Below are 24936 nucleotides of genomic sequence, written 5' to 3'. Positions count from 1 at the left end.
CCTTATACCGCATTATTTTACAAAAGTTTCATAATAAATTTAAGTTGTGTTAACAATCAACCCCTATCATAAGAACTCAGGCCTCCTTATGGAAAGTTAAGGTTTCAGAAAAGGAAATGGCCTTCGAAAGATTAAGAGAACGGCCTTATACGGGCCAGTTTTGGAAAGAATGAAAAGAGCAGCAAGGATACCAAGGATGGTGAACACATTGCAAAACGTGAAGGAAACAGCAAGAAAGCACATGATTCTTATAACCAACCGTTATCCCTATCTGCCCGGGGAGCAGTTCTTGGAAACTGAAATGAAGTATATGGTGAACCTATTTGAAAAAATAGATATTGCTTCAGTCAATGGCAGTGGTGAAAAGCGTATGGTACCTGATCCTATTCAGCTGCATTCCATACCGGGAAGACCGGGAGGCACAAAAAAGTATATTCATACCTTTTACAGTGTAACCGCCGACCCCCAGGGACGCCGCTGGCTTTCAGCGGAGCTACCGAAGGCCAGGGCTTTTGGAAGCAAAGGATTGATGCAGCTGGCCAATTGGCTCAGCCATGCCCTCAGGATCCGTGACGAAATAAAGAAAAAATGGCTCGATGATCCCGGCTTTGCCATAAATGATGCCGTGTTTTATTCCTACTGGCTGACGCCGGCAGCAGTGGCGCTGGCCATGCTGAAGGAAACCTATCCGGAACTTCTCGCCGTCTCACGGGCTCACGGCGGGGATGTATATGATTACAGGCATTCACCTCCTTATCTTCCATTTCAGGAAAGAGTGATTAACGCGTTAAATTCCGTGAGCATGATTTCCGAGGATGGGAAACGATTTTTGGAAGGCAAGTATTCAGGTGCAGGGGCTAATCTTCTTGTTCACCGTTTGGGTACAGAAAAACCAGGATTTACGTCTTCTCCATCCACCGATGGGATCTTGCGGATTGTAACCTGTTCGTATGTGAAGCCTGTGAAACGACTGGACCTGCTTGCAGATGCTTTAAAGCAGACAACCATTCCGATCTATTGGACCCATATAGGGGATGGGGAGGATCGTGAAAAGCTGGAAAGAAAAGCAAGGGAAGAGCTGGATGGCCGGATTGCCATTGATTTCAAGGGGCACTGGACCCAGCAGCAAATCTTTGAATTTTACCGAACCAGCCCGGTGGACCTTTTTGTTAATGTGAGTGCGAGTGAAGGAATACCGGTGACCATTATGGAAGCATTCAGTACAGGAATACCTGTCATTGCGACGGATGTTGGCGGAGTGAGGGAGCTGGTCGATGAGAGCAACGGCTTCTTGATTCCATCTGATGTCTCTGCAGAGGAACTTGCGGGTTATATCGAGAAATTTGCAGCTTTGCCCGTTGAGCAAAAACAAACCTATCGTGAGCATGCATATGGTAAATGGGAACAGGAATACAATGCTCAAAAGAATTACCACAGCTTTTTAATGAGTGTAAAGAATGGGAGCGGTTCTTGATATGAGCGACGACAACCGAAGCTTTGTCAGAAACAGTTTCTTAACGTTTTCCAGACAGGTGACCAATATCGTAATCGGCATTCTCCTGCTGGTAGTGCTTGCCCGGATTCTGGGACCTGCGGGGCAGGGGAAATACTCGCTGATCACCCTTCTTCCTACGGTATTGCTCACCTTTTTGACCTTGGGCATCAACACCTCCACCATTTATTACATCAGTAAAGGGGAGGTTAAGCTCAATACTGTCTATAACAACAATATTATCATCGGCACATTGCTGAGCCTTGTCAGCATAGGGCTTGGAGCGGTCGTCATCTTCTTTTTTTCCGAAAAGTTCTTTAATGAGACACCGCATGTTCTCTTGTACTTGTGCCTGCTTGCCCTGCCATTCATGTTTTTGCGTGAATATTTTCAGACGGTCTTTCAGGGATTGCAGGATTTTAAGCTGTTCAATACCGCGATGGTGGTGAACCAGCTTGGCATATTGGCCTTTGTTGCTGTATTTGTGCTGATCTTCAGACTTGGTCTGGAAGGAGCAATCCTGGCGTTTATTGCAGGGAACTTGATTAACGTTGTTTATATGGTCTATCAGCTGAAAAAAAGGCATAAATTGCGCTTTGATATTCGGGGATTCTCATGGGAGTACTTCCGAAAATCCGTTAAATATGGATTGAAGGCGCATATCAGTAACTTTGCGAGTTTTCTGAACTACCGCATTGTTATCTTTCTTATCGGTTTCTTCATGGTGGATTCGGCAGTGGGGATTTATGTCACCGCGATGAATATCGGGGAAAGACTTGCTATTTTTGCAGCATCGGTGTCAAATGTTCTTTACCCTAAAATTGCCGCCATCGAAACCGAAGAAGAACGGAACCATCTGACCTCGCTGGTGTCACGGAATATTTTAGCGATTACGTTTGTGATTGCATTGGCCGGTACACTCATCGCAAAGGATCTGATCGTCACATTGTTTGGCGAGCAATATGAAAATAGTGCAAATTTGCTGCGGATCATCTTGCCGGGTGTAGCGCTGCTTTCGGTTGAAAAGATATTGTCCAACGACATCGCGGGTAGAGGAAAGCCGGAGTTAAACATGTATCTGTCCATTTTTAATGTGCTGTTTAATTTGCTGCTGAACGTTGTCCTTATACCGAAGTATGGTCTTAACGGTGCAGCGCTTTCGGCGACCATTACCTATTTTGTCAGTTTTGTGGTCAAGATTTTTCTCTACAAGAAAGTCACGAACGAACCATATCACCGCTTTTTGCTCGTAAAGAAAAGCGATCTGCGGCTCTATAAGAATGTCATTCGCAAACTAAAACTCAGATATTAGCGGGGGGAACAGAGCATGAATGTATTGATTACAGGCGGTGCTGGCTTTGTAGGCACTTTTACGAAAAAGGCATTGAAAAATGAAGGGTACAACCCGATTCTGCTGGATAATTTTCTGACAGGCAGCACATCCAATGTCCAATTGGATGATGTGATCATTAAAGGCGATATTTTGGATACCTCGCTAAATGAGGTGCTGGAACCTTACGGGATTGATGCCATCATCCATCTGGCGGCCCAGACCAGTGTGCCGTCTTCTGTAGTCGATCCGGTGAACGACTTGCAATTGAACATTGAGGGAACGGTCCGGATGCTGGAATTGGCCCGTTCGCTTTCAGTAAAGAAGTTTGTCTTTGCCTCCACAGCAGCGGTTTATGGAAACAATGAACAAGTGCCGCTCAAAGAAAGTGAACATCTAATGCCAACCGCTCCGTATGGCGTCTCCAAGGCTTCCTGCGAGATGTATGTTTCGGCTTTTTGTGAGGCGAATGGTATTGGCTATTCCATTCTTCGCTATTCCAATATTTATGGCCCGAAGCAAACAAAGGAAGGGGAAGGCGGAGTCATTAAAATCTTTTTGGATAAACTGCTCAACGGGGAGCAAGTGTCCATTTTTGGAGACGGAGGACAGACCCGAGACTTTATTTTTGTAGAAGACATTGCACGTGCCAATTGTGCTGCATTGCGGGTGGAAAACGGGATTTACAATGTCAGCTCCAATGAGGAAATTACCGTGAATGAGCTGTACCGGATTATGGCGAGGGAGATGGGCAGTCCGCTTGAGCCGGTTTATGGCGAGCCGCGTGAAGGGGATATTTACCGCAGCTGTCTGGACAATCAAGTGTTCATGGGCATTTCCGGCTGGAAACCCGAAATATCGCTGACCGAAGGGATCCGGGAAACGGTCAGACAAATGCATCGCGCCGAGAATTTAACATAATTGAATACAAGGCAAGAATATATATATAGCACTCTTCTTTTTTAGGAGGGTGCTTTTTCATATGCAATTCGAGATAAGAGTACCGATTAATTTCTGTTTATTAAGAATATGTAAATCTCGAATCGCAGACAGCGTAAGCCATTGAAGAAAAAGGCCCTAAAAACGGCGCGTTTTTGTAAATCGGCTTAACAATCTCTTAACCGAGAATTTACCTGAATTTGCTTGGAAATACTATAAAATGAACGAAGAAATCTAGTGAAAAGCAAGCCAGAATGAAGGAGTTTTGTCGATGCTTAATTTTGCAATTGTAGGATGCGGTCATATAGCGAAAAAACATGCAGAAGCCATTGAACGGGCAGAAGGAGCAGCACTTATCGCTGTCTGCGACACCATCCCGGAGAATATGGAATTCTACAGAGATACGTATAATGCCAGAACATACACGAATTATACGGAAATGCTGGGCAACAAGGATATAGATGTCATCAACATTTGCACACCAAGCGGCTTTCACGCGTCATTGGCCGTTCAGGGAGCAGAAGCGAAAAAACATATTGTCGTAGAAAAGCCCATTGCTCTTTTATTGAACGATACAAACGCAATGATTGAAGCGTGTGAACAGAATGGCGTAAAACTTGCAGTCGTTCATCCGAACCGGTTCCGTCCGGCAATGAAGAAGCTGAAGGAAGTAATCGAGAGCGGGAAGCTTGGCAAAATCAGCCACGTGAACGCTACCGTCCGGTGGAATAGAAACCAGGCTTACTATGACCAGGCTCCCTGGAGAGGAACAAAAGGGCTGGACGGCGGTGTTCTAATGAACCAGGCGATTCATAACCTGGATTTAATGCTCTGGATGATGGGTGATGTTCATGAGGTATTCAGCATGAGCGCAACCCGCATTCGTGATATAGAAGCCGAAGATGTGTGCACCGGTCTCGTCAAGTTTACGAGCGGGGCACTGGGTGTGATCGAAACAGCCACCACCATTTATCCAAAAAACTTTGAAGAATCCCTCGCCATCTTCGGCGAAAAGGGAAGCATCAAAATTGGCGGACCAACCGCAGTCAACGTGGAACACTGGGTGGTCGATGGAACAACTGAACTAGAAACAGAGGAACTTATGAAATCCATTAAGGCGGACCCATTTGGAAAGCCGGGCCATCAATGCATCATCGAGGATATGGTCGAAGCGGTTCAAGAGAACCGGGAACCCATTGTAACGGGTGAGGACGGCAAGAAAGCACTGGAGCTGGTCCTCGCATTGTATGAATCATCCGAAAGCAATCAGCCGGTAAAAATGCAACCTCAGGAGGTTTTAAACTAATGGAAACCCTACAGCGAACACAACGGGATGTAACACAGCAATTGCTGAACAAGATACAAACAAAAGAAGCAGTCATCGGAGTGGTTGGACTTGGCTATGTGGGACTTCCACTCGCTGTTGAAAAAGCGAAGGCAGGGTATAAGGTCATTGGTTTTGATGTCCAGGAAAGCCGCGTTGACATGGTGAACGACGGCATTAACTATATTGGAGACGTTGTGGATGAGGAACTGGCAATGCTCACTTCCACGAAGCAGATCCGGGCGACCACCGACTATTCACTGATCGCAGAAGTGGATGCAGTTGCTATCTGCGTTCCAACACCGCTTGATATTTATCGCCAGCCTGATACATCCTATGTAGAAAGCTCAGGAAAAGAAATTGCGAAGTTCCTCCACGAAGGCATGCTCATTGTTCTTGAGAGCACAACCTATCCGGGTACAACGGAGGAATTGCTTCGCCCGATTCTTGAGTCTTCCGGATTTACGTGCGGAAAAGAATTTCATCTCGCTTATTCTCCGGAACGGGTGGATCCGGGCAATAAAGTGTTTAATACAAAAAACACACCAAAAGTTGTCGGCGGCGTAACCCCGGCTTGTACTAAAGTTGCTTCCGCTCTTTACCGGGCAGTGCTGGAAGGCGAAGTTCATGAAGTAAGCAGCCCTTCTGTTGCCGAAATGGAAAAAATTCTTGAGAACACCTTCCGAAATATAAATATCGGCCTGGCAAACGAAATGGCCATCCTGTGCGACAAAATGAACATCAACGTATGGGAAGTGATTGATGCAGCGAAAACAAAGCCATACGGTTTCATGGCCTTTTATCCGGGACCAGGACTTGGCGGACACTGCATTCCAATCGATCCATTCTACCTTACCTGGAAGGCGCGTGAGTACAACTATCATACCCGCCTGATCGAAACTGCTGGAGAAATCAACAACAGCATGGCCGACTTTGTACTCGAGCGAAGCATGAAGATTCTCAATCAGGAAAAGAAAGCCATGAATGGTGCCAACATTGTCATCCTCGGGGTTGCCTACAAAAAGGATATCGAGGATATGAGGGAATCGCCGGTTATTCCGATTCTTGAAAAGCTTGATACAGCGGGCGCCCGGTTTACGGTAGTTGATCCTCACGTCAAAACCTTCCGCTACATGGGAGGCATTGTCGAAACACACGAGCTGTCCAAAGAGGTGCTGGAGAATGCCGATCTTGTTCTCCTGACAACCGACCACAGCGCATTTGACTATGAACTCATCGCTGAACACAGCCCGGTGCTGTTTGATACAAGAAACGCGATGAAAGAACTCTCTTCCAAAGTAAAAACGTACCACCTGCTATAAAAATACTTTAGGAACATTTGCGTAAAGAACCCACTCCTAAGTGAAACAAGGTTACGAAAACAGTCACAAAAGAAAAAACCAGGCCCATCCGGTCTGGTTTTCCATACCAATGGTAAACTCACAAACTGAAGGTAGTGAACCACCGTGAAAATCTGTCATTTAACTTCTGTTCATCCCGCAGATGATATCCGTATTTTTGTAAAAGAATGCCGGTCACTTGCGCTTGCGGGACACGATGTATATTTAGTAGCTCCCAATACCGAAAATAAAATCATAGATAACGTAAAAGTAGTTGGCATAACGTCAGCCTCAGGCAACCGTTATAAGCGTATGGTGGATGCGGCAAAATCTGTTTACAGAGCGGCCATTGAGATTGATGCAGAGGTGTATCACTTTCATGATCCCGAGCTCATGGTCATTGGCCTTCTTCTGAAAAGAAAAGGCAAAAAGGTAATCTACGACGTTCATGAAGATGTACCGGAACAGGTATTGTCCAAGCAGTGGATTCCAAAGCCGCTCAGAAAAAATATCTCGGTATCGGTCAGAAGGATGGAAAAATTCGCAGCAGCCAAATTTGATGCCGTCGTAACCGCAACACCTACCATTACCAAACGCTTCAAAACCTATAATGCGAATACGGTGACGGTTCACAACTTTCCGATCTTGCAAGAACTGATAGAAAACTCGCCTAGGGCAGACCGTAACAGAAGAAAAGATAACAGCTTTCTGTATATTGGCGGAATTACTGAGCTTCGCGGGATAAAGGAAATGGTGCTTGCCATTGAATTCCTCAATGGCCGGGGAGATGAAGGAGAATTGGTCCTGGCCGGGAAGTTTGCTCCTCCAGCTCTTGAACAGGAAATGAAGCAGAAGGATGGATGGCAGCATGTTGACCATAAAGGCTGGCTAGGGAGAAGCGAGGTAAAAGACGTTCTTTCCCAATCCACCGCAGGCCTCGTTTTGATTCGGCCTGAGCCGCGCTACATGGTGTCGTATCCGATTAAATTGTTCGAATACATGGCTGCCGGTATTCCGTCCATCGCTTCCAACTTTCCGTTATGGGAGGATTTCGTGATCGGCAACAAATGCGGATTATGTGTGGACCCGCTGGATGCAGAGGCAATCGCCAATGCGATGAAATGGCTGATGGATCATCCGGAGGAAGCCAGGCAGATGGGCGAGAACGGAAGAAAAGCGGTCATTGAGAAATACAACTGGGAAAAAGAAAGCCAGGAACTGGTTGCGTTATATGAGAGGCTGGCAGGAGCCGGCAACAGGTCTTTAATATGGAGTGAGTCAGATGAAGGTATGGATTTTAAATCACGTAGCGTTAAAACCGTCGGAAACAGGAATAACCAGACACTATGACATTGCTCATGAACTGGTAAAAAAAGACCATAAAATCAGGATTTTCGCAAGCAGCTTTCTGGCTTACCGGTTTGTCTGGAGAAACAAGCACAAGAAAAATTACAAAGAAAATGTGAATGGCGTCATTTTTGAGTGGCTGTGGACTCTTCCTTACCAGGGGAACGGAGTTATGCGGATTTTGAACATGATCTCGTTTTTCTTCATGGCCCTGTGGAGAGGGATGATGAAGAAGGAACGGCCGGACGCCATTGTGGGATCCTCGGTTCACTTGTTTGCCTGCCTGGCTGCCTATTATTTAAGCCGGTGGAAAAAAGCTTCCTACATTGTAGAGATCAGAGATTTATGGCCAAGAACCTTAATTGAGCTCGGATCGATGTCAAAATACCATCCAGCTGTTCTCATGTTCGGAGCGATTGAGAAGTTCGTATATAAAAGAGCAGATCAAATCATCGTCACACTGCCGGGAGCCGCAGAATATATCAAGGAAATGGGTGTGGACGAGAGCATCATCCATGTGATTCCAAATGGCATCAATATGGATCGTATGGAAGAAAAGGAAGGCAAGAGCTCTCTTCGCGAAGAAATTGAGAGTATTAAAGAAAAGCACGGGCAGGTCGCCATGTATGTGGGTTCCCATGGGGTGGCCAACTCCCTGGAAACCGTCGTTAAGAGCGCGAAGTTCATTCCGACAGACCAGGCAGCTTTTGTACTTGTGGGAGACGGGCCGGAAAAAGACAAGTTGAAGAAGCTGGCAAGTGAATATCCGCATGTCTACTTTTTTGATGGCATTCCTAAAAAGGAAGTCATGCCAACGCTTGACCTTGCGGATGTTCTTCTGGTTTCCATGCTGGACACCACACTCTATAAATACGGGATTTCCCTTAATAAGCTGAACGACTACCTTTTGGTCGGAAAGCCGATCCTTTTTGCAGGCAATGTATCCAATGATATCGTAGCCGAAGCAAAAGCGGGGGTAACTGTACCTCCCGAAAAGCCGGGAGCGTTTGCTGACGGGCTGGTTGAACTGCTTCACCTGAGTGGGGAAGAAAAATCGGAAATTGCCCGCAGCAGCTACCGGTATGTGAACGACAAACATAACATCACAAAGCTGGCAGACCGTTTCCTGGATATTTGCGCTTATCGCGAACGTAAAGCGGAAACTCCGTCGTACCAGTTTTCAAGAAACTAAGCCAATACTACACAGAAAGAGGGATCATGAATGAAAGTGCCAATGCTTGATCTATCAGAGCAATATCAGTCATTGAAAGAGGAGATTTTTGCAAGCCTGGAGGAAATCATGTCAGGGTCTCGTTTCATCCTTGGGGACAATGTAAAAAAACTGGAGCAGGATGTTGCGGATTACAGCTCTGCAAAATACGGAGTCGGGGTAGCGAACGGAAGTGATGCCCTTCATATCTCCCTGCTTGGATGCGGAGTGAAAGCAGGGGATGAAGTCATCGTACCCGCTTTTACCTTTTTTGCCACTGCAGGAGCAGTAGCAAGAGCTGGTGCAGTACCTGTATTCGTGGACATCGATCCAAAAACGTACAATATTGATCCGGCGAAAATCGAAGCAGCGGTTACTGAAAAAACGAAGGCCATCATACCTGTACACTTGTACGGACAGATGGCGGACATGGAACCAATTGCTGAAATCGCCAAAAAGCATAACCTGGCGATCATTGAAGATGCAGCACAAGCCATCGGTTCCAAATACAAAGGAAAAAATGTTGGAGAACTTGGCACGACGGCAACTTACAGCTTTTTCCCAACAAAGAATCTGGGAGGCTATGGAGACGGCGGCATGATCATTACTAATGATGACGACATTGCTGAAACCATGCGTGTGATTCGTGTCCACGGCAGCAAACCGAAATACTATCATCATATTTTAGGCTACAACAGCCGTCTGGATGAACTTCAAGCCGGCATTTTGAATGTGAAGTTTCCTCATTTAAATACGTGGAGCGAAGCACGCCGCGAAAAAGCCGCAGTATATACTGAATTGCTGAACGAAAAGCTTGGGGATCTGGTCGTAACGCCTTTTGTGGAAGAACACAACTACCATGTTTTCCATCAATATACGATTCAGGTGCCTGACCGCAGCGGTTTGCAGGAATTTTTGAAAGAGAAGGGCATCGGTTCGATGATTTATTATCCAAAGCCACTTCACCTTCAGCCTGTATTCAGTGAGCTTGGTTACAAGGAAGGCGACCTGCCTGAAACCGAAAAAGCGGCCGAAACCGTATTGTCTCTTCCCATGTTTCCGGAATTGAAAAGAGAGCAGCAGGAGTATGTGGTCGAACAGATCGCAGCTTATTTCAGCAACCATCCTGCCAAAGCAAAAAAAGAAACATCTTACGCATAATAAAGGACTAGGGGAAAAAGAGGTGAATCCATTGACAGTGTGCCAGGGAAGAAACGTTGTAATCGGAGAACATGTACAGCTCGGGGAGAATGTGATGATCGGGCATAACGTCGTCATTTATGACGGAGTCACGATCGGCGATAACTGCATCATCCAGGACAATGCCGTGATCGGCAAACAGCCGGCACGTGCAAAGAATTCGGCTTTGCCGGAGTTAAAAACCTTGCCGCCTGCACAAATCGGTTCAGGTGTAACGATTGGTACCAATTCTATCATTTATGCCAGTGCGGAACTTGGGGATGATGTTTTTGTTGCTGATCTCGCAACCGTGCGCGAGCGGGTAACGGTGGGTGAAAAAACGATTATCGGGCGCGGAGCCGCCGTTGAAAATGACTGTGTGATCGGTGTGAAATGCAAGATTGAAACCAATGCCTACATTACGGCTTATTCGGAATTGGAAGATCTGGTTTTTATCGCCCCGGCGGTCGTTACGACCAATGATAACTATATGGCCCGTTCAAAGGAACGTTTTAAGCATTTTAAAGGGGTTACCGTGAAAAAAGGAGGAAGAATTGGGGCCAACTCAACCATTCTTCCTGGCAAGGTAATCGGACAGGAAGCAGCAGTTGCTGCCGGGAGCCTCGTGACCAAAGATGTGGAGAACGAAAACCTGGTAGCCGGACATCCGGCCAGGACGTTCCGGTCGGTACCTGAAGATCAGCTGCTCAAAAACCAAGTGTAACCTTCTGCAGTGTTTTCCTCAACCACAGCCAGGAACACACAACTTTGGAGGAAGGCGAGGAGAGGGGAAATAAATGCCGGATTTGCGTAATATTCTTGAATCAAAAATAACTCAAGTCATCCTTGCGCTTCTGTTTGCGGTGTTTGCAGGCAACTGGCTGCTGGGCAAAGTACCTGTCCAGTCACCGGTTCTGCTTTCAGGAGCGCTTGTGGGCTACATCATACTCATTGCCGTTTTTCTTGCAGCCAGACCGGTCATCCAGGAGATTCCTTTTACAACACTGCTGCTTTATCTCCTGGTTTTCACTTCCTTTTTGGGAGCCGGAATTCTCAGCATCCCGGCCGGCCCGGTCACCATGTTTCCGTACAGGATGCTGTATATGGTCATGGTGCCTGTTTTCCTTTACCTCGCGCTCTTTCAAAAGGAAGGACTGCAATGGGACAGGGTGAAAATCAAGCCGGCTTTGTATTTTCACTTGTTTTGGGTGCTGTATGCCCTGTTTTCCTTAAGTTGGACACGCTCTTTTTCCATGGGGGCCGTTGATCTGATCTTTCTCGTCATTGGTATTTCCCTCATCTTTTTCATGGTATTTTTCCTGAAAAAAGAAGAGGAATATATACATGTGTACTGGATCTGGCTCGTGATGTTTGCCGTACTGACGGCAATCGGGCTCTGGAACCATATGACACACAACCATCTCGCCATCTCAAGAATCAATCAGGTGGCAGAGTATCAAAAAGGAATCCCGACCTCTGTGTTTGTGAACGAAAATGATTTTGCCAGTTTTCTCTCTGTCAGCTTTTTTCTGGCCCTGGCCTTTGTGCACCGCACAAAATCATGGCTGTTGAAAGCAGCAGGCGGAGCGGTGATGCTTGTTTCTCTTTATGTACTTGTTTACACGTCATCCCGGGCAAATTTTATAGCCATCCAACTGGGGCTGTTCTTCTGGTTTGTTTTTTTAACGAACCGGAACGTCAAAAAGGTCCTGATTCTGATTGGGGCAGCCGGGGGAACTGCTTTGGCCGTGGTGTACCCGTCCAAACTTATGGCGGCTGTTTCAAAAGTAGAAGGCATGCTGGTGTCCCTCTTGACCACCAATGCTCCGGAAGCGAAAATTACCTCGGTGGACATCCGATCCAACCTGATCAAAAACGGATGGTTATTTTTTGAGAGAAGCTTTGGATTTGGAATTGGTTCAGGAAACGCCAAATACTATCTGATGCATTTTGCCGAATACCCGACAAAGGGAATTATAAACGTCCATAATTGGTGGATGGAAATTCTGGTCAATTACGGCGCCTTGATTTTTATCGGGTATGTACTTTTGTATTTGTGGGTCATCCTGCAGCTTTACCGCATATTCAGACAATCTCATACCCGCTATGAAAAAATGATCAGTGAAGGGCTTCTTGGCGGCATGATCGCTTTTTCGCTTTCCTGCATCAGCCCAAGCTCACAAATATCATTAAACTATCTTTGGCTTCTCTTCGCATTCTCCTTGAGTTTCATTAATTACTGGAGAGTGAAACAAAATGAGGAGTCATATCGACCAATGAAGTAAGGGAGTAAGTGTATGGACAAGGAAATGAAAGAAATTACAGAAAGCATCTGGCACCGATTTAAAAAGTTCTTTATTTTATTGCTGCTGATACCGATATTAACCACTGTGATTGCTTATTTTTTAGCGTCCAGGGAACCCGGCACTTCCCAGGCCGATGCCAAAATAAAACTGGGATCTGCAGAAAATTCAACTTTGAATACCCCAGACAGTGCGAAAGAGTATCTTTTGAGTGATGAGTTCCTTCGGTCGGTCAAGGGCTTGAGCAAGGATGAGGAAAAAGAGCTGAAAGAAAAACTTCAGGTGGTGCCTGAAACCGACACCATCATTACCCTGACCTTGAGTGATGAGAATAAAAACAAAGCAAAAACCCAGTTGAAGTCTGTTGTAAAAGCCTTTATGAACGAAAGCAGCAATCAGTCTGAAAAATGGAGAACAACCCTTGATCATCAGATTAAAAAGGTGGAGGGAACCGAGGTTTCAGGCGAAGGCACCATCAAAAAAGAAGAATATCTGTTTGATCTCAAAACAAGAATGCTAAAAATAAAAGATCCGAAACTGCTTGGAAAAGTAGATACAACAGACACGAATGCCAATCCGAAACGAAAAGCTATACTAGGTCTCCTGGTGGGATTAATTCTCAGTGCTTCACTGCTCCTGCTTCCAGAAATTTTTAAAAAGTAGCGTTAATTCTCTTATTTGGTGGAATAAAGAAGAGATGGCTAAACGAAAAAGCCAGTGATGAAGCAGGACTCAAAACTGTAAGCATAGTTTTACTTTTGTTTATGGCCGTTTCGAGATATAATTTCTGAAGAGATGAATGCGAATTTTCATGGGGTGTTGTTGGGCAACATAAGCAGGGTGGAACTTGCTTAAAATCCATTGAAGAGTTAAAAAAAGAGGGATAACATGAATGTTCAATTGATCATTGCTGCGGTGGTGTCATTCGCAGTGGTCGCAATCGCCATGCCGTTCATTATCAAACTGGCGATTCGGCTGGGTGTGACGGACAAACCAAATCAACGAAAAGTTCACGATAAAATAATGCCCCGCTGGGGAGGAGTTGGGATCTTCCTCGGAGTGGTAGTTGGATATTTTGTCTCGGGCCTGTATGAAATGCAGCTAACCGGGATCATTGTTGGCGCTGTTCTTATTGTCATGATTGGCATGATTGACGATAAATTTGAGTTAAGCGCGCGAATGAAGCTGGTGGGCCAGATTTTTGCCGCCCTTCTCGTTGCCTCTACCGGGTTAACGATTGAATTGATAACCATACCTTTTGTTGGTACATTTCATTTAGGTCCATGGGCATACATTACGACGATTTTCTGGATCATTGCCATCACCAATGCCATCAACCTGATCGATGGGCTGGATGGCCTTGCAGGAGGCGTGTCCATCATTGTAATGATCACCATTGCGATCATGGCCGGATTAAACGGAAACATGATGATCCTTACATTGGCATTGATCATCGCTGCTTCAACGGCAGGTTTCCTGATGTACAACTTCAGCCCGGCTAAAATATTCATGGGGGATGCAGGTTCTCTGTTTCTCGGCTACTCCATTTCCATTCTATCCTTGCTGGGATTGTACAAAAGCGTCACGCTTTTCAGTTTTGTCGTACCTATTATCATACTTGGTGTTCCGGTGTTTGATACATCCTTTGCCATTATCCGAAGAATGGCAAACAAAACGCCGATTTCCGCTCCGGATAAAGGACATCTGCATCACCGTCTGATGAACCTGGGATGGTCGCACCGAAAAACCGTGCTGGTTATCTATGCACTCAGCATCATTTTCAGCGTAGCCGCCGTAGTTTTTGAATCCAGTACGTTATGGGGCTCTGTGGTGATTGTTATCGGTTTGCTGCTCATGCTCGAAGTAATTGCCGAAATCATCGGCCTCGTGCATCATAAATACCGCCCGGTGCTGTACCTGTACAAGAAATTTATCGGAACCATGCAGGTAAACAGTCCGGATAAAGACTAACAGCAAAATAACCTACGAAAGTGTCAGGCCATTACAAGAGCCTGGCACTTTTTGTTTTGATGACTTGCTTTGGAGAAATTTTCAAAGGCCGAGGAAAGCGAGCATCCTGAAACGGAAACCAACTCCTCCCCTGCCTTAAAATAATGAAGAAAATCCTAAAATAATACAGATATTTGGTCCCTTTTCAGGAAGAGTTTATTCTTATACTATATGTAAACGCTTTCAGTTATATGAAGTATTTTTATTTCAGGAGGTGAGTGATCCCGCGTTTTATAAGTGTCACTATTAAAAAGGAGGACCAGGTATGATTCAGTTGAAAAGAAAGGCGGTTGCGCATGTGCTTCTTTCCTCTGCTATTGCGGTCGGCATGCTGAATGCACCAGGGCTTGCACGGGTACACGCTGAACCGGAGACAAAGGCAGTGAAAGATTTTTTTACCTCATTTGAAAATGATCAACAAAAACCAACATGGGAAAATACGGTGGAGACCGATCCAAACGGCAACAAAATGTCATCGGGGATTGACGGAAATATTCAGTATGACGGCATTCAAGGGGACATTACGAACAAAGTAGAGGAGGTACGGGTCAGTGCGGAAAACCCACCGAACGAAATCGGGGAAAAACTGATTGACAGGGATGTCAATACAAAATGGCTGGCTTTTGAACCGACAGGCTGGCTTCAGTTCAAGCTGTCCGGGCCGGAGACGGTGGTAAAGTATGCTGTTACATCGGCCAACGATTATGAGGGCCGGGATCCGAAAGCATGGGAGCTTCAGGGTTCTAATGATGGCAAGAACTGGACCGTGCTGGACACACGAAATGATGAGGATTTCCCCAAGCGATTTGAACGCAAACTCTACACGTTCGACAATGACACTCCTTATTTGTATTACAGGCTTAACATCACAAAAAATTCGGGAGACGGCCTGACTCAGGTGGCTGAAATTGCCCTCTCCAACGGCATTGACGTTCCTAAGCCACCAGCAGCCGATATGAAGTCCGAGGCAAGCAGCGGGCCGCTGACGTCCTATACGGCGAAAACAAAAGCCGGCTGGACCGGGACAAAGGCCTTTACCTATTCAGGCACACATCTTGAAAAGGGCCGTGCCTACTCATACAACAAAGTTTTTGATGTAAATATCAAAGTCAATTCAAAAACGCAACTCTCTTATTTCATTCATCCGGAATTTACAGACAGCGACCAGAACGATTACTCCAGTACCTACGCCTCGGTGGATCTCGCATTCTCCGATGGTACCTACCTCCATGAACTGGGCGCGGTGGATCAGTACGGCATCCCGGTAACTCCAGAAGAACAAGGAAAATCAAAAACCCTTTATGTGAATCAATGGAACTATAAGTATTCCAACATCGGTGCCGTTGCGGCCGGCAAAACGATTAAACGTATTTTGGTTGCCTATGACAACCCCAAAGGGCCGGGAATATTCCGGGGAACGGTGGATGATATCAAGATCACCGGGAATCCTGTGCAAAAGAACTACAACAATCTGACCGATTACGTCAACATTTTGCGCGGAACACAGTCCAACAGCACGTTTTCACGAGGCAACAACTTTCCGGCCATTGCCGTTCCGCATGGCTTCAATTTCTGGACACCGGCTACGGACGCCGGATCCACGAGCTGGCTATACAGCTATAACCAAAGCAATAACGAAAACAACCAGCCGGAAATTCAGGCATTCTCCTTAAGCCATGAACCAAGCCCATGGATGGGAGACCGGCAGACGTTTCAGGTGATGCCGTCCGCTTCAGAAGCTGAAAAGCCGGATGCCGACAGAAAGGCAAGAGCCCTTCCGTTCAAGCATGAAAATGAAACCGCAAAGCCCCACTATTACAGTGTGAAGTTTGATAATGGGATAAAGGCAGAAATTGCGCCAACCGACCATGCGGCCATGCAGCGTTATACGTTTAAAGGAGACACCTCCAGCCTTATTTTAGACAATGTAAACAATAATGGAGGCATCTCAATCAACAAAGAAAAAGGTGAAGTAACCGGCTATTCGGATGTGAAAAGCGGATTGTCCACCGGCGCTTCCCGCATGTACATCTATGCCACGTTTGACCAGCCGATCATAAACAGCGGCAAGCTGACAGGAGAAGGCAGGGATAATGTAACCGCATATGTCAGGTTCGATACGAAAGACCAGAAAGCAGTCACCATGAAAATTGCGACTTCCCTGATTTCCATAGCCCAGGCCAAGAAAAACCTGGAACAGGAGATTCAGTCGGACGATACCTTCCAGTCCATTAAGGAAAAAGCTCAGCAAAAGTGGGAAAAGCTGTTGAGTAAAATTGAGGTGGAGGGTGCCAGTGAAGACCAGCATGTGACGTTGTATTCCAACATGTACCGGCTGTTCTTGTATCCGAACTCCGGCTTTGAAAACACAGGCACAAAGGACAACCCGCACTATCAATATGCAAGTCCGTTTTCACCGCCTGCTGGCAGCAGCACTCCTGAGGCAACCGGAGCAAAGATTGTGGACGGTAAAACGTACGTGAACAATGGTTTTTGGGATACGTACCGCACGGCATGGCCGGCCTATTCATTCTTTACTCCGAACATGGCCGGGGAGATGATCGACGGATTTGTACAGCAATACCGCGACGGCGGCTGGGTATCCAGATGGTCCTCTCCCGGCTATGCAAACTTGATGGTCGGCACCAGCTCGGATGTGGCATTTGCCGATGCCTATTTAAAAGGTGTTCACAACTTTGATGTGAAAAGCTTCTATCAATCCGCCATCAAAAACGCTTCCGTTGTCAGCCCGAACGCAGGAACCGGAAGAAAGGGTATATCACAGTCTATTTTTGATGGTTATACCAATACATCGACTGGTGAGGGACTATCTTGGTCAATGGACGGCTATATCAACGATTATGGCATCGCAAACCTGGCCAAGGCACTCGGCAAGGAAGCGGGCAAGAATGCTTCGGATCGTGCCCAATATAAAGCCGATGCAAAATACTACATGAACCGGGCACAAAATTATGTTCACCTGTTTAACCCTGACACCGGATTTTTTATGGGAAGAAAGGCAAATGGAGAGTGGCGCACGTCTGCGCAAGACTTTGATGCCCGTGATTGGGGCGGAGATTATACGGAAACGAATGCGTGGAACATGGCCTTTCATGCTCCGCAGGACGGACAGGGTCTGGCCAATCTGTATGGAGGCAAAAACGGGCTCGCAGACAAACTGGCCGAGTTCTTCAGTACCCCGGAAACCGCACTGCATGCCGGAGCTTATGGCGGCGTCATCCACGAGATGAGAGAGGCGCGGGATGTTCGAATGGGCATGTACGGCCACAGCAACCAGCCAGCACATCACATTACGTATATGTACAATTATGCCGGACAGCCTTGGAAAACGCAGGAGAAGGTCCGTGAGGTGCTTGAGCGGCTGTACATCGGAAGCGAAATCGGTCAAGGATATGCCGGGGACGAAGACAATGGTGAAATGTCGGCCTGGCAAATCTTCAGTGCACTCGGTTTTTATCCTTTAAAGATGGGCAGCCCGGAATACGCGATTGGCGCACCGCTATACAAGAAAGCAACCGTTCATCTGGAAAATGGCAAGAGAATAGTCGTCAACGCGCCAAAGAACAGCAAGAAAAATAAATATATCCAGGGATTAAAAATCAACGGAAAAAGCTACAGCAAAACCTACCTGCTCCATTCTGACCTTGCAGATGGCGCACGTTTGGATTTTGATATGGGACCAAAGCCTTCTTCATGGGGAACCGGCAAAAAGGATGCTCCTGCTTCTATTACACCGTCTTCCACTGATGGATCAAGACTTGCGCCGCATCCAATGAGTGACTTGACCGACCATAGCGGCGGGAAGGCGAGCGATGGGGATGCTGGTACACTGGATGCTCTGTTCGATAATACTTCATCAACGAGAACAACGCTGAATGGTGAAAACCCAATCGTTCAATACAACTTTAATGAGGCAAAAAGGGTACAAATGTACACCTTGACGTCAGGAGCGGATGGAAGTGACGGCGACCTGGCAAACTGGATGCTCAAAGGTTCAGCTGACGGCAGACACTGGACAATACTGGATCGGAGGACAAATGAGAAGTTTTCATGGCGGCTTCAGACGAAAGTTTACTCCATTAAGCATCCTGGTAAGTACAACTATTACAAACTGGAATTCGCGGGAAGCACAAGCACCAAATTAGCAGAGGTTGAACTGCTTGGAAGAGACCTTGCAGGTGATATTCATCAATTGGAAACCTCTTTAAGAACGTTTCTGCAGGCCGGGGAACTAAAGAATCCTTTGAAAAATGACCTGATTCAGAATGTAAAGGTGGCTAAGGTTTTTGAAGAAAAAGGACAGTATAGGAATGCTGCAGCGTATATGAAAAAAGCAATTAAACAAATCAACGCAGCAGCAGTGGGGAAAGAGATTACCAGAAAGGCAAAAAAATCATTGGCAGCCGATATACACGCTCTGCTGAATTCTCTACAATAACGAAAAGCACCTGCCGGGCCGGCGGGTGCTTTTTGTCTTATTAATTGGAATCTTGTCCAAGCTCACTGCTGTCACCATTGCTGTTCGATGAAGCAGCTCCTTTTCCTTTGTAGTCCAGGATTTCCTTGATTCGTTCGCTGGCTTTCTGGACAGTGGCTGGATCTGGTTCAAAGAAATACTGACCATTGATGTATTCATCCTGTCCGCCAATTTTGATTTGTTCGAGTTTTTTATTCTGGATGCTGCTGTAGAAGTTTCTCATACCGAACAATTCTTTAAGAGAAATATTCGTTTGAACATTACTTCCGACGGACTGCAGCAGATTATCTGCGCGCGAAATGGATTTGATCGAGAGGGCCTTATGGGCAACAGCTTCCATTGCTTGCCGCTGGCGGTCCTGACGTCCAAAGTCACCGCGCTTATCTTGTTTACGCATTTGAACGTAGGTTAATGCTTCATCACCATTCAGATGCATTTTTCCTTTATGGAAGTAAAGCTTCTTGCCTTTCAGGTTTTTCTGATCAAAGTCAAACGGCACATTGACATCTATGCCGCCAACAGAGTTCACCACTTCTTTGAATCCCTGGAAGTTGGTACGAACGTAGTAGTCAATCGGCACATCAAGGAAATTTTCAACGGCATCTATGGTTGCCTCTTCCTTATGGCCTTTCTTACCGTACGCATACGCGTGTGTAATTTTGCTTTTGCGGCCAATTACTGGCAGATAAGTGCGGGAATCCCGCGGGATACTTGTGATGGCTACTTCTTTCGTATCCGGGTTAACGGTAAGCACCATCAATGCATCGGTGTGCCCCGGTGAACCCTTGTAACTCTCTACGCCCATTAAGAGGATGTTAACAGGGTCTTTACCCATAGCGACTTTATCCATGCGAAGATCAGATTTATTGCCATTAGCCAGGCCTTTGTAGCTGTCATCAGCTGTTGTTTTCACTTTATAGGCCAAATAACCGGCGTATGCCACGCCGCCAAGCATTAAGAATACCAAAAGAACGAGCATCAGGCGGAGTAGACGGCGGAATGGACGGCGCTTCCGTTTCCTGACTTTCCTTCTGACAAGCCGTGTCGGCTGCCTTTCTTCGTTATAATAACTCATGTTTTATTCCTCACTTTAACGGGAAAATTCCCTGATTAGTCTGTCAACAATTTTGCCCTACAGTCCATAGTCTTCGACATAATCTGAGTTAATTGGGGATAGTTTTACAGAATTTTTTCTTCCAGATATTCCAGAGAGCCGTCTTCTATTGTAGCATTTGCATTTGTAAGGTTTATTACGTATTCTTTAAAGATTTGTATGTTTTCTGCGGCCACATACGTTACGATTTCGACTTGTTCCAGATAGTTAATTTCTTTAATCAGGTAGGGGGAGGACCGCAATTCATTTTCGACTTTTCCGAGAAGAGTGTAATCAATTTTTATATGAACCATTTGCATCAGTTTGCGTTCAACGACACCGATGGCGTTCAGTCCTTCACTCACGCTTTTTCCGTATGCACGGATGAGCCCGCCTGCTCCCAGTTTAATTCCGCCAAAATAGCGGGTAACCACAACAACGACATCTTTTAATCGGCGTTTTTTTAGTACTTCGAGCATCGGAACACCAGCTGTTCCGCTCGGTTCGCCATCATCATTTGCCTTTTGAATTTGGTCGTGCTCCCCAATCAGATAGGCTGAACAGTTATGGTTAGCGCTGTGATGCCTTTTTTTGATGGATTGGATAAACTCGTTGGCTTCTTCTTCTGTAGCTGCACGGGCGATATGGGCAATAAATCGGGAACGCTCAATCACAATCTCGTGTTCTCCGGTTTCTTTCACGGTAAGATAGTTGGATAACATAATTAGGGTGCTCCTTATTTATTAATTTAATAATCAGTTTCTATAATGAAATAAAATAGCCATTGGGCAAGTCATGAAAATTTAACGTGGAAATTCTCTTGAAAAGCTACAAATACAAGGGATTTAGTGCTATCCTTCATTATAAGGCGGGATAGTCTTTCCTACAAATTTCTTTGAATAATAGACATAAAATTCCTTTTTGAGCCGAAGATTATATGGAATAAATGTTTTTATTTGGATTTATGGTAAGAAAGTCCCGAGTGTAAATTAGGTAAGATGGTTCTCGAACTAAAGTCTGTTCTTCTTTATCGTTTTAATTGGAGGATATTTACAAGATGGCAGCTAAAACACAAATTGACCCAAAGCTTTTAGATGGCATTCTTACGGAAACCATCAATACCGTTAAAGTAAGCCAGACCCAAGTTTTTGATATCAGCGAAGAATCCAGACAAGAATTTTTACGGCTGGCCAAAGAGCTGGATGATGTAAAAGAAAAAGCGCTTGAGGCTATCGACCGGTCGGATCTGCTGGAAGAGAAATCAAAAATCGCCAGATCAAAACTTGCGCAAGTCAGCAAGCATTTTGAAAAGTACAGCGAGGGCGACATCCGTGAGGCCTATGAAAGTGCAAACGCCATTCAGATAGAAATGTCGATCGCCCGCCAGACTGAGAAACAATTACGTGAAAAAAGAGATGATCTAGAAAGACGCTTAAACGGACTGAAGGAAACCGTGTCGAAGGCGGAATCGCTTGTCGGCCAGATTTCGGTTGTTCTGAATTACTTAAGCGGGGATCTTTTAAAAATTAATGAGCTTGTGGAAGATGCCAAACAGAAACAGGAGTTCGGTCTGCAGATCATTGAGGCACAAGAGGAAGAGCGCCGCCGCGTATCACGCGAGATTCATGACGGCCCTGCCCAACTGATGGCCAACGTGCTGATCCGTTCTGAACTGGTGGAAAAGGTGTTCAAGGAAAAAGGTACACAAGCAGCAGTCGGTGAAATCAGAGACTTACGCGAGATGGTCCGTGCCTCACTAAGGGAAGTAAGGAGAATCATTTACGATCTCCGTCCCATGGCGCTTGATGATTTAGGACTCATCCCAACCTTAAAAAAATACCTGCGCAACGTCCAGGAAAGTACGGGTATTGAAATCGAGCTTGTGTCAATGGGGAATGAACGAAGATTTCATACAAAGATGGAAATAGCGTTATTTCGGTTAATTCAGGAAGCTGTCCAGAATTCATGCAAGCACGCTGATCCGAAAAACATTTCGGTAAAAATAGAATTCACAGACCGCAAAGTATCTTTATTTATAAAAGATGACGGAAAAGGTTTTGATGCCCAAGGGCAGCAAAAAACCAATTCGTTTGGATTAATTGGCATGAGAGAACGCGTGGAACTCCTGGAGGGAACGCTCAGGATTCAATCACGCTTAAATTATGGAACCGGGGTTTATATTCAAATACCTATACGAGATCGGGAGGGTTCAGAATGAGAAGTCTAGATGTTTATGAGTCCAGTGCAGAGGCACCGGAAAAAACAAGAATTGCTATTATTGATGATCATCGTTTGTTCAGAGAAGGTGTTAAACGCATCCTAGATATGGAAGACGAATTTTCTGTTGTCGCAGAAGGCGATGATGGTTCCGAAGCTGAGGATATCGTAAGCGAACATCATCCGGATGTCGTGCTGATGGATATTAACATGCCCAATATTAATGGTGTGGAAGCCACACGCCGTCTGGTTGAAAAAGCTCCCGAGACAAAAGTTATCATCCTTTCCATACATGACGATGAGACCTATGTGTCCCATGCGGTTCAAACTGGTGCATCAGGTTATCTGTTAAAGGAAATGGATGCAGACTCTCTTATCGAAGCCGTTAAGGTTGTAGCTGAAGGAGGAGCGTACCTTCATCCGAAGATTACGTATAACCTGCTTAATGAGTTCCGCAGACTGTCAACAACGACAAAGACGAATAATGCAAACCCTAACACGATAGGGCTGCAGGAAGTGGAATACAGAAAGCCGTTGCACATCCTGACCCGCCGTGAATGTGAGGTTCTGCAATTGCTTGCTGACGGAAAGAGCAACCGCGGCATTGGAGAAGATCTGTTTATTTCCGAAAAAACAGTGAAGAACCATGTGAGCAATATTCTTCAAAAGATGAATGTGAATGACCGTACCCAAGCTGTTGTTGAAGCGATCAAAAGTGGCTGGGTGAAAGTAAAATAAGTGAAACATATGATGAAAGCCGGGTACTTAAGTGAACCTGGCTTTTTTTAGCTGTTTTCATATTCTTTGTTGCTCTTGGAAGTTGTTGATTTCAGCTTCAGCTCCAAGTCCGGGCAAGGAGATTTCTACGATTGTTCCTTCTCCCGGAATGCTTTTAAATCGCACACTTCCATTATGGTTCTCAATGATTTTTTTACTGACGAATAAACCGAGGCCTTTTCCGCTCTTTTTGGTGGTGTAAAACGGATGGCCCAGCTGCTGCAGCTCGCCAGAAGACATTCCAATTCCTTCGTCCTTAATATAGATGAGCAAATTTCCTGTATTACCTGCCGCTGCCGTTACAGTAACGTTACCTCCCTCGGGCATGGCTTCAATGGCATTTTTAAGCAGATTGACAAGCATTTTTTTGATTTGGTTCTTCTCGCCCCTGATCTCCCCACATTCAATGAGAAACTTGCTGTTTATTATGACATTAGTAAGATTTGCCTGGGTGGTCAAAAGGGTTGTCACCTGCTTGATGAGGGGAACCACATCAATTGACTTGGTGATGGTCATGTGTGGCTTGGCCATCACCATAAACTCGTTGGTGATGAGATTAATGGACTCAATCTCGTCCAGCATAATATTTAAATAGTTCTTCATTTCAGGAGAAGAAGGCGCGTTCATCATGGTTTGGGTAAACCCTTTGAGTGTGGTCAGCGGATTACGGATTTCATGGGCGACTCCTGCAGCCAGTTCTCCGACAACGGCTAATTTTTCTGAATCACGGATTCTTTGTTCGACCTGCCGTACGACCGTCAAATCTTTCATCGTTCCAACAATTCCCCGGATCTCGTTGTCCACATAATAAGGAATGTTGGTTACTTCTGCATCAAACACATTTCCATTCTTTTGCCTGATGCGGGTTTCAACCTGCAGCGACTCTCCGCCAAGTGTACGCTGAAACAGCGACTCCATCCGGCGGGTATTTGTGTTTGCTAAAAGAAATGTATACGGTTTTCCGATCAGTTCCTCTGACGTATATCCTGTAAGTTCTTCAAGGGAACGGTTCACCACAGTCAATGTACGGTCTTTGTTAATAATGTAAACGCCGTCAGGATTAAGTTCAATTAAGGAATGATTCTGCTGTTTGCTTTCTTTCAGCAGGGCAGACTTAAGCTTAAGCTGTTGGTCGCTCCATTTTCCCATCATATAAAGCAAGGAAATAAAGAGAGTGGCTACTGCGACAATCGCAGTAGCGATCAAGGTCAGACTTCCAAGGGATGGATCGTGGCTCATATGGAGAACATGATGGGATTTCATGTTCATGGCTTTTTCAGCTGTATAATGTAAACCTGCCATTGCAGCAGCCATCAGCACACTGCTGAAAAAATGGGATAAGAAGGAAGGGTGGCTCGTCTTAAAGTGACGGTACATTGCCAGTCCTGATAAGAGATACGCACATGCAGCGGCAAGAGAAAAGACAGATAGATCGTAGCGAATGGCCGCAGTGGGGAAAATGGCCATCATGCCGAAATAATGAAGTCCGATCATGCTTGTCCCCATAATCATTGCAGAAATGAACAGGTTCCTCTTTGCGAAATAAAAGGCCAGCCAAGCACCCCCGATCGCAAGTATCATGCACAAAAGGAGATAGGACAGATCATGATGGACTTTCAGTGACATATTGATCGACATCATCCCGACAAAATGCATGCCCCATATTCCGATCCCCATGGTGATGGATGCACTGAGAAGCCAAAGCCGGCGGGAAGAATTGGTTTTACGGCTACTTCTTCGGGCAAAATCTAAAGCTACAAAGGAATAAATGACGGCTGTGATTACGGATAAGGCTGAGATGTATAGATGATGCTCCATGGTAGGAAAGTCCCTCCTCCAAATGAATATATTTTACTATTTCTTACAGGTTCGATATT

18 protein-coding genes are annotated in these 24936 nt (G+C 45.7%); 15 read left to right on the top strand and 3 right to left on the bottom strand.

Features of this window, described 5'->3' with window-relative positions:
• Nucleotides 1-196 precede the first annotated feature (196 nt).
• The 13 genes from QNH15_RS21870 (at nucleotide 197) to QNH15_RS21810 (ending at nucleotide 18933) form a co-directional block, all read left to right on the top strand.
• The gene (locus tag QNH15_RS21870) at nucleotides 197-1474 is read left to right on the top strand and encodes a glycosyltransferase (protein ID WP_283890539.1); all 1278 of its coding nucleotides are present in this window, start codon (nucleotides 197-199) and stop codon (nucleotides 1472-1474) included.
• Nucleotides 1458-2804, top strand: a complete 1347-nt coding sequence (locus QNH15_RS21865; RefSeq protein WP_129479775.1) for a flippase — start codon at nucleotides 1458-1460, stop codon at nucleotides 2802-2804. Before QNH15_RS21870 ends, QNH15_RS21865 begins: the two co-directional genes overlap by 17 nt.
• A gap of 15 nt (nucleotides 2805-2819) precedes the next feature.
• Nucleotides 2820-3743 (top strand): NAD-dependent epimerase/dehydratase family protein, encoded by a 924-nt coding sequence (locus QNH15_RS21860; protein ID WP_283890537.1) that lies wholly within the window; start codon nucleotides 2820-2822, stop codon nucleotides 3741-3743.
• 289 nt (nucleotides 3744-4032) lie between these two features.
• Nucleotides 4033-5067, top strand: coding sequence for a Gfo/Idh/MocA family protein (locus QNH15_RS21855; protein WP_283890536.1), 1035 nt, complete (start codon nucleotides 4033-4035; stop codon nucleotides 5065-5067).
• Nucleotides 5067-6407 carry a nucleotide sugar dehydrogenase gene (locus tag QNH15_RS21850; protein WP_283890535.1) on the top strand — a complete coding sequence of 447 codons (1341 nt, stop codon included), beginning with the start codon at nucleotides 5067-5069 and terminating at the stop codon, nucleotides 6405-6407. The genes QNH15_RS21855 and QNH15_RS21850 overlap by 1 nt, the downstream gene beginning before the upstream one ends.
• A gap of 144 nt (nucleotides 6408-6551) precedes the next feature.
• The gene (locus tag QNH15_RS21845; RefSeq protein ID WP_129479781.1) at nucleotides 6552-7775 is read left to right on the top strand and encodes a glycosyltransferase family 4 protein; all 1224 of its coding nucleotides are present in this window, start codon (nucleotides 6552-6554) and stop codon (nucleotides 7773-7775) included.
• Nucleotides 7708-8964 (top strand): glycosyltransferase family 4 protein, encoded by a 1257-nt coding sequence (locus QNH15_RS21840; RefSeq protein ID WP_283890532.1) that lies wholly within the window; start codon nucleotides 7708-7710, stop codon nucleotides 8962-8964. The genes QNH15_RS21845 and QNH15_RS21840 overlap by 68 nt, the downstream gene beginning before the upstream one ends.
• A gap of 30 nt (nucleotides 8965-8994) precedes the next feature.
• Nucleotides 8995-10143 (top strand): DegT/DnrJ/EryC1/StrS family aminotransferase, encoded by a 1149-nt coding sequence (locus tag QNH15_RS21835; protein WP_283890531.1) that lies wholly within the window; start codon nucleotides 8995-8997, stop codon nucleotides 10141-10143.
• Nucleotides 10144-10165: 22 nt separating this feature from the next.
• Nucleotides 10166-10885 carry an acyltransferase gene (locus QNH15_RS21830; protein ID WP_283890529.1) on the top strand — a complete coding sequence of 240 codons (720 nt, stop codon included), beginning with the start codon at nucleotides 10166-10168 and terminating at the stop codon, nucleotides 10883-10885.
• A 73-nt stretch (nucleotides 10886-10958) separates the two neighbouring features.
• Nucleotides 10959-12446, top strand: coding sequence for an O-antigen ligase family protein (locus tag QNH15_RS21825; RefSeq protein ID WP_283890527.1), 1488 nt, complete (start codon nucleotides 10959-10961; stop codon nucleotides 12444-12446).
• A 12-nt stretch (nucleotides 12447-12458) separates the two neighbouring features.
• On the top strand, nucleotides 12459-13127 hold the full coding sequence (locus QNH15_RS21820) for a hypothetical protein (protein WP_283890525.1): 669 nt from the start codon (nucleotides 12459-12461) through the stop codon (nucleotides 13125-13127).
• Nucleotides 13128-13352: 225 nt separating this feature from the next.
• The gene (locus tag QNH15_RS21815; protein ID WP_283890524.1) at nucleotides 13353-14435 is read left to right on the top strand and encodes a glycosyltransferase family 4 protein; all 1083 of its coding nucleotides are present in this window, start codon (nucleotides 13353-13355) and stop codon (nucleotides 14433-14435) included.
• Between the two features lie 304 nt (nucleotides 14436-14739).
• Nucleotides 14740-18933: a GH92 family glycosyl hydrolase gene (locus QNH15_RS21810; protein WP_283890523.1), complete on the top strand. Its 4194-nt coding sequence runs from the start codon at nucleotides 14740-14742 to the stop codon at nucleotides 18931-18933.
• 40 nt (nucleotides 18934-18973) lie between these two features.
• On the opposite strand, the gene QNH15_RS21805 is transcribed toward QNH15_RS21810, so the two are convergent.
• Both QNH15_RS21805 and QNH15_RS21800 read right to left on the bottom strand, forming a co-directional pair.
• A complete protein-coding gene (locus QNH15_RS21805) occupies nucleotides 18974-20047 on the bottom strand; it encodes an LCP family protein (protein ID WP_283890522.1) in 1074 nt (357 codons plus the stop codon).
• A 104-nt stretch (nucleotides 20048-20151) separates the two neighbouring features.
• Nucleotides 20152-20787, bottom strand: a complete 636-nt coding sequence (locus QNH15_RS21800) for a YigZ family protein (protein ID WP_061971869.1) — start codon at nucleotides 20785-20787, stop codon at nucleotides 20152-20154.
• 335 nt (nucleotides 20788-21122) lie between these two features.
• Here QNH15_RS21800 and QNH15_RS21795 point away from each other — a divergent pair, with 335 nt between their 5' ends.
• Both QNH15_RS21795 and QNH15_RS21790 read left to right on the top strand, forming a co-directional pair.
• A complete protein-coding gene (locus QNH15_RS21795; protein WP_283890520.1) occupies nucleotides 21123-22283 on the top strand; it encodes a sensor histidine kinase in 1161 nt (386 codons plus the stop codon).
• Nucleotides 22280-23020, top strand: a complete 741-nt coding sequence (locus QNH15_RS21790; RefSeq protein ID WP_061971875.1) for a response regulator — start codon at nucleotides 22280-22282, stop codon at nucleotides 23018-23020. Before QNH15_RS21795 ends, QNH15_RS21790 begins: the two co-directional genes overlap by 4 nt.
• 57 nt (nucleotides 23021-23077) lie before the next feature.
• On the opposite strand, the gene QNH15_RS21785 is transcribed toward QNH15_RS21790, so the two are convergent.
• Nucleotides 23078-24877 carry an ATP-binding protein gene (locus QNH15_RS21785; RefSeq protein WP_283890518.1) on the bottom strand — a complete coding sequence of 600 codons (1800 nt, stop codon included), beginning with the start codon at nucleotides 24875-24877 and terminating at the stop codon, nucleotides 23078-23080.
• Between the last annotated feature and the right edge of the window lie 59 nt (nucleotides 24878-24936).

The sequence above is a fragment of the Fictibacillus enclensis genome (genome assembly GCF_030123385.1).
GTDB lineage: Bacteria > Bacillota > Bacilli > Bacillales > Fictibacillaceae > Fictibacillus_C > Fictibacillus_C enclensis.
The sequence above is the reverse complement of the archived record's forward strand: the minus strand, read 5'-3'. Positions and strand labels throughout refer to the sequence as shown.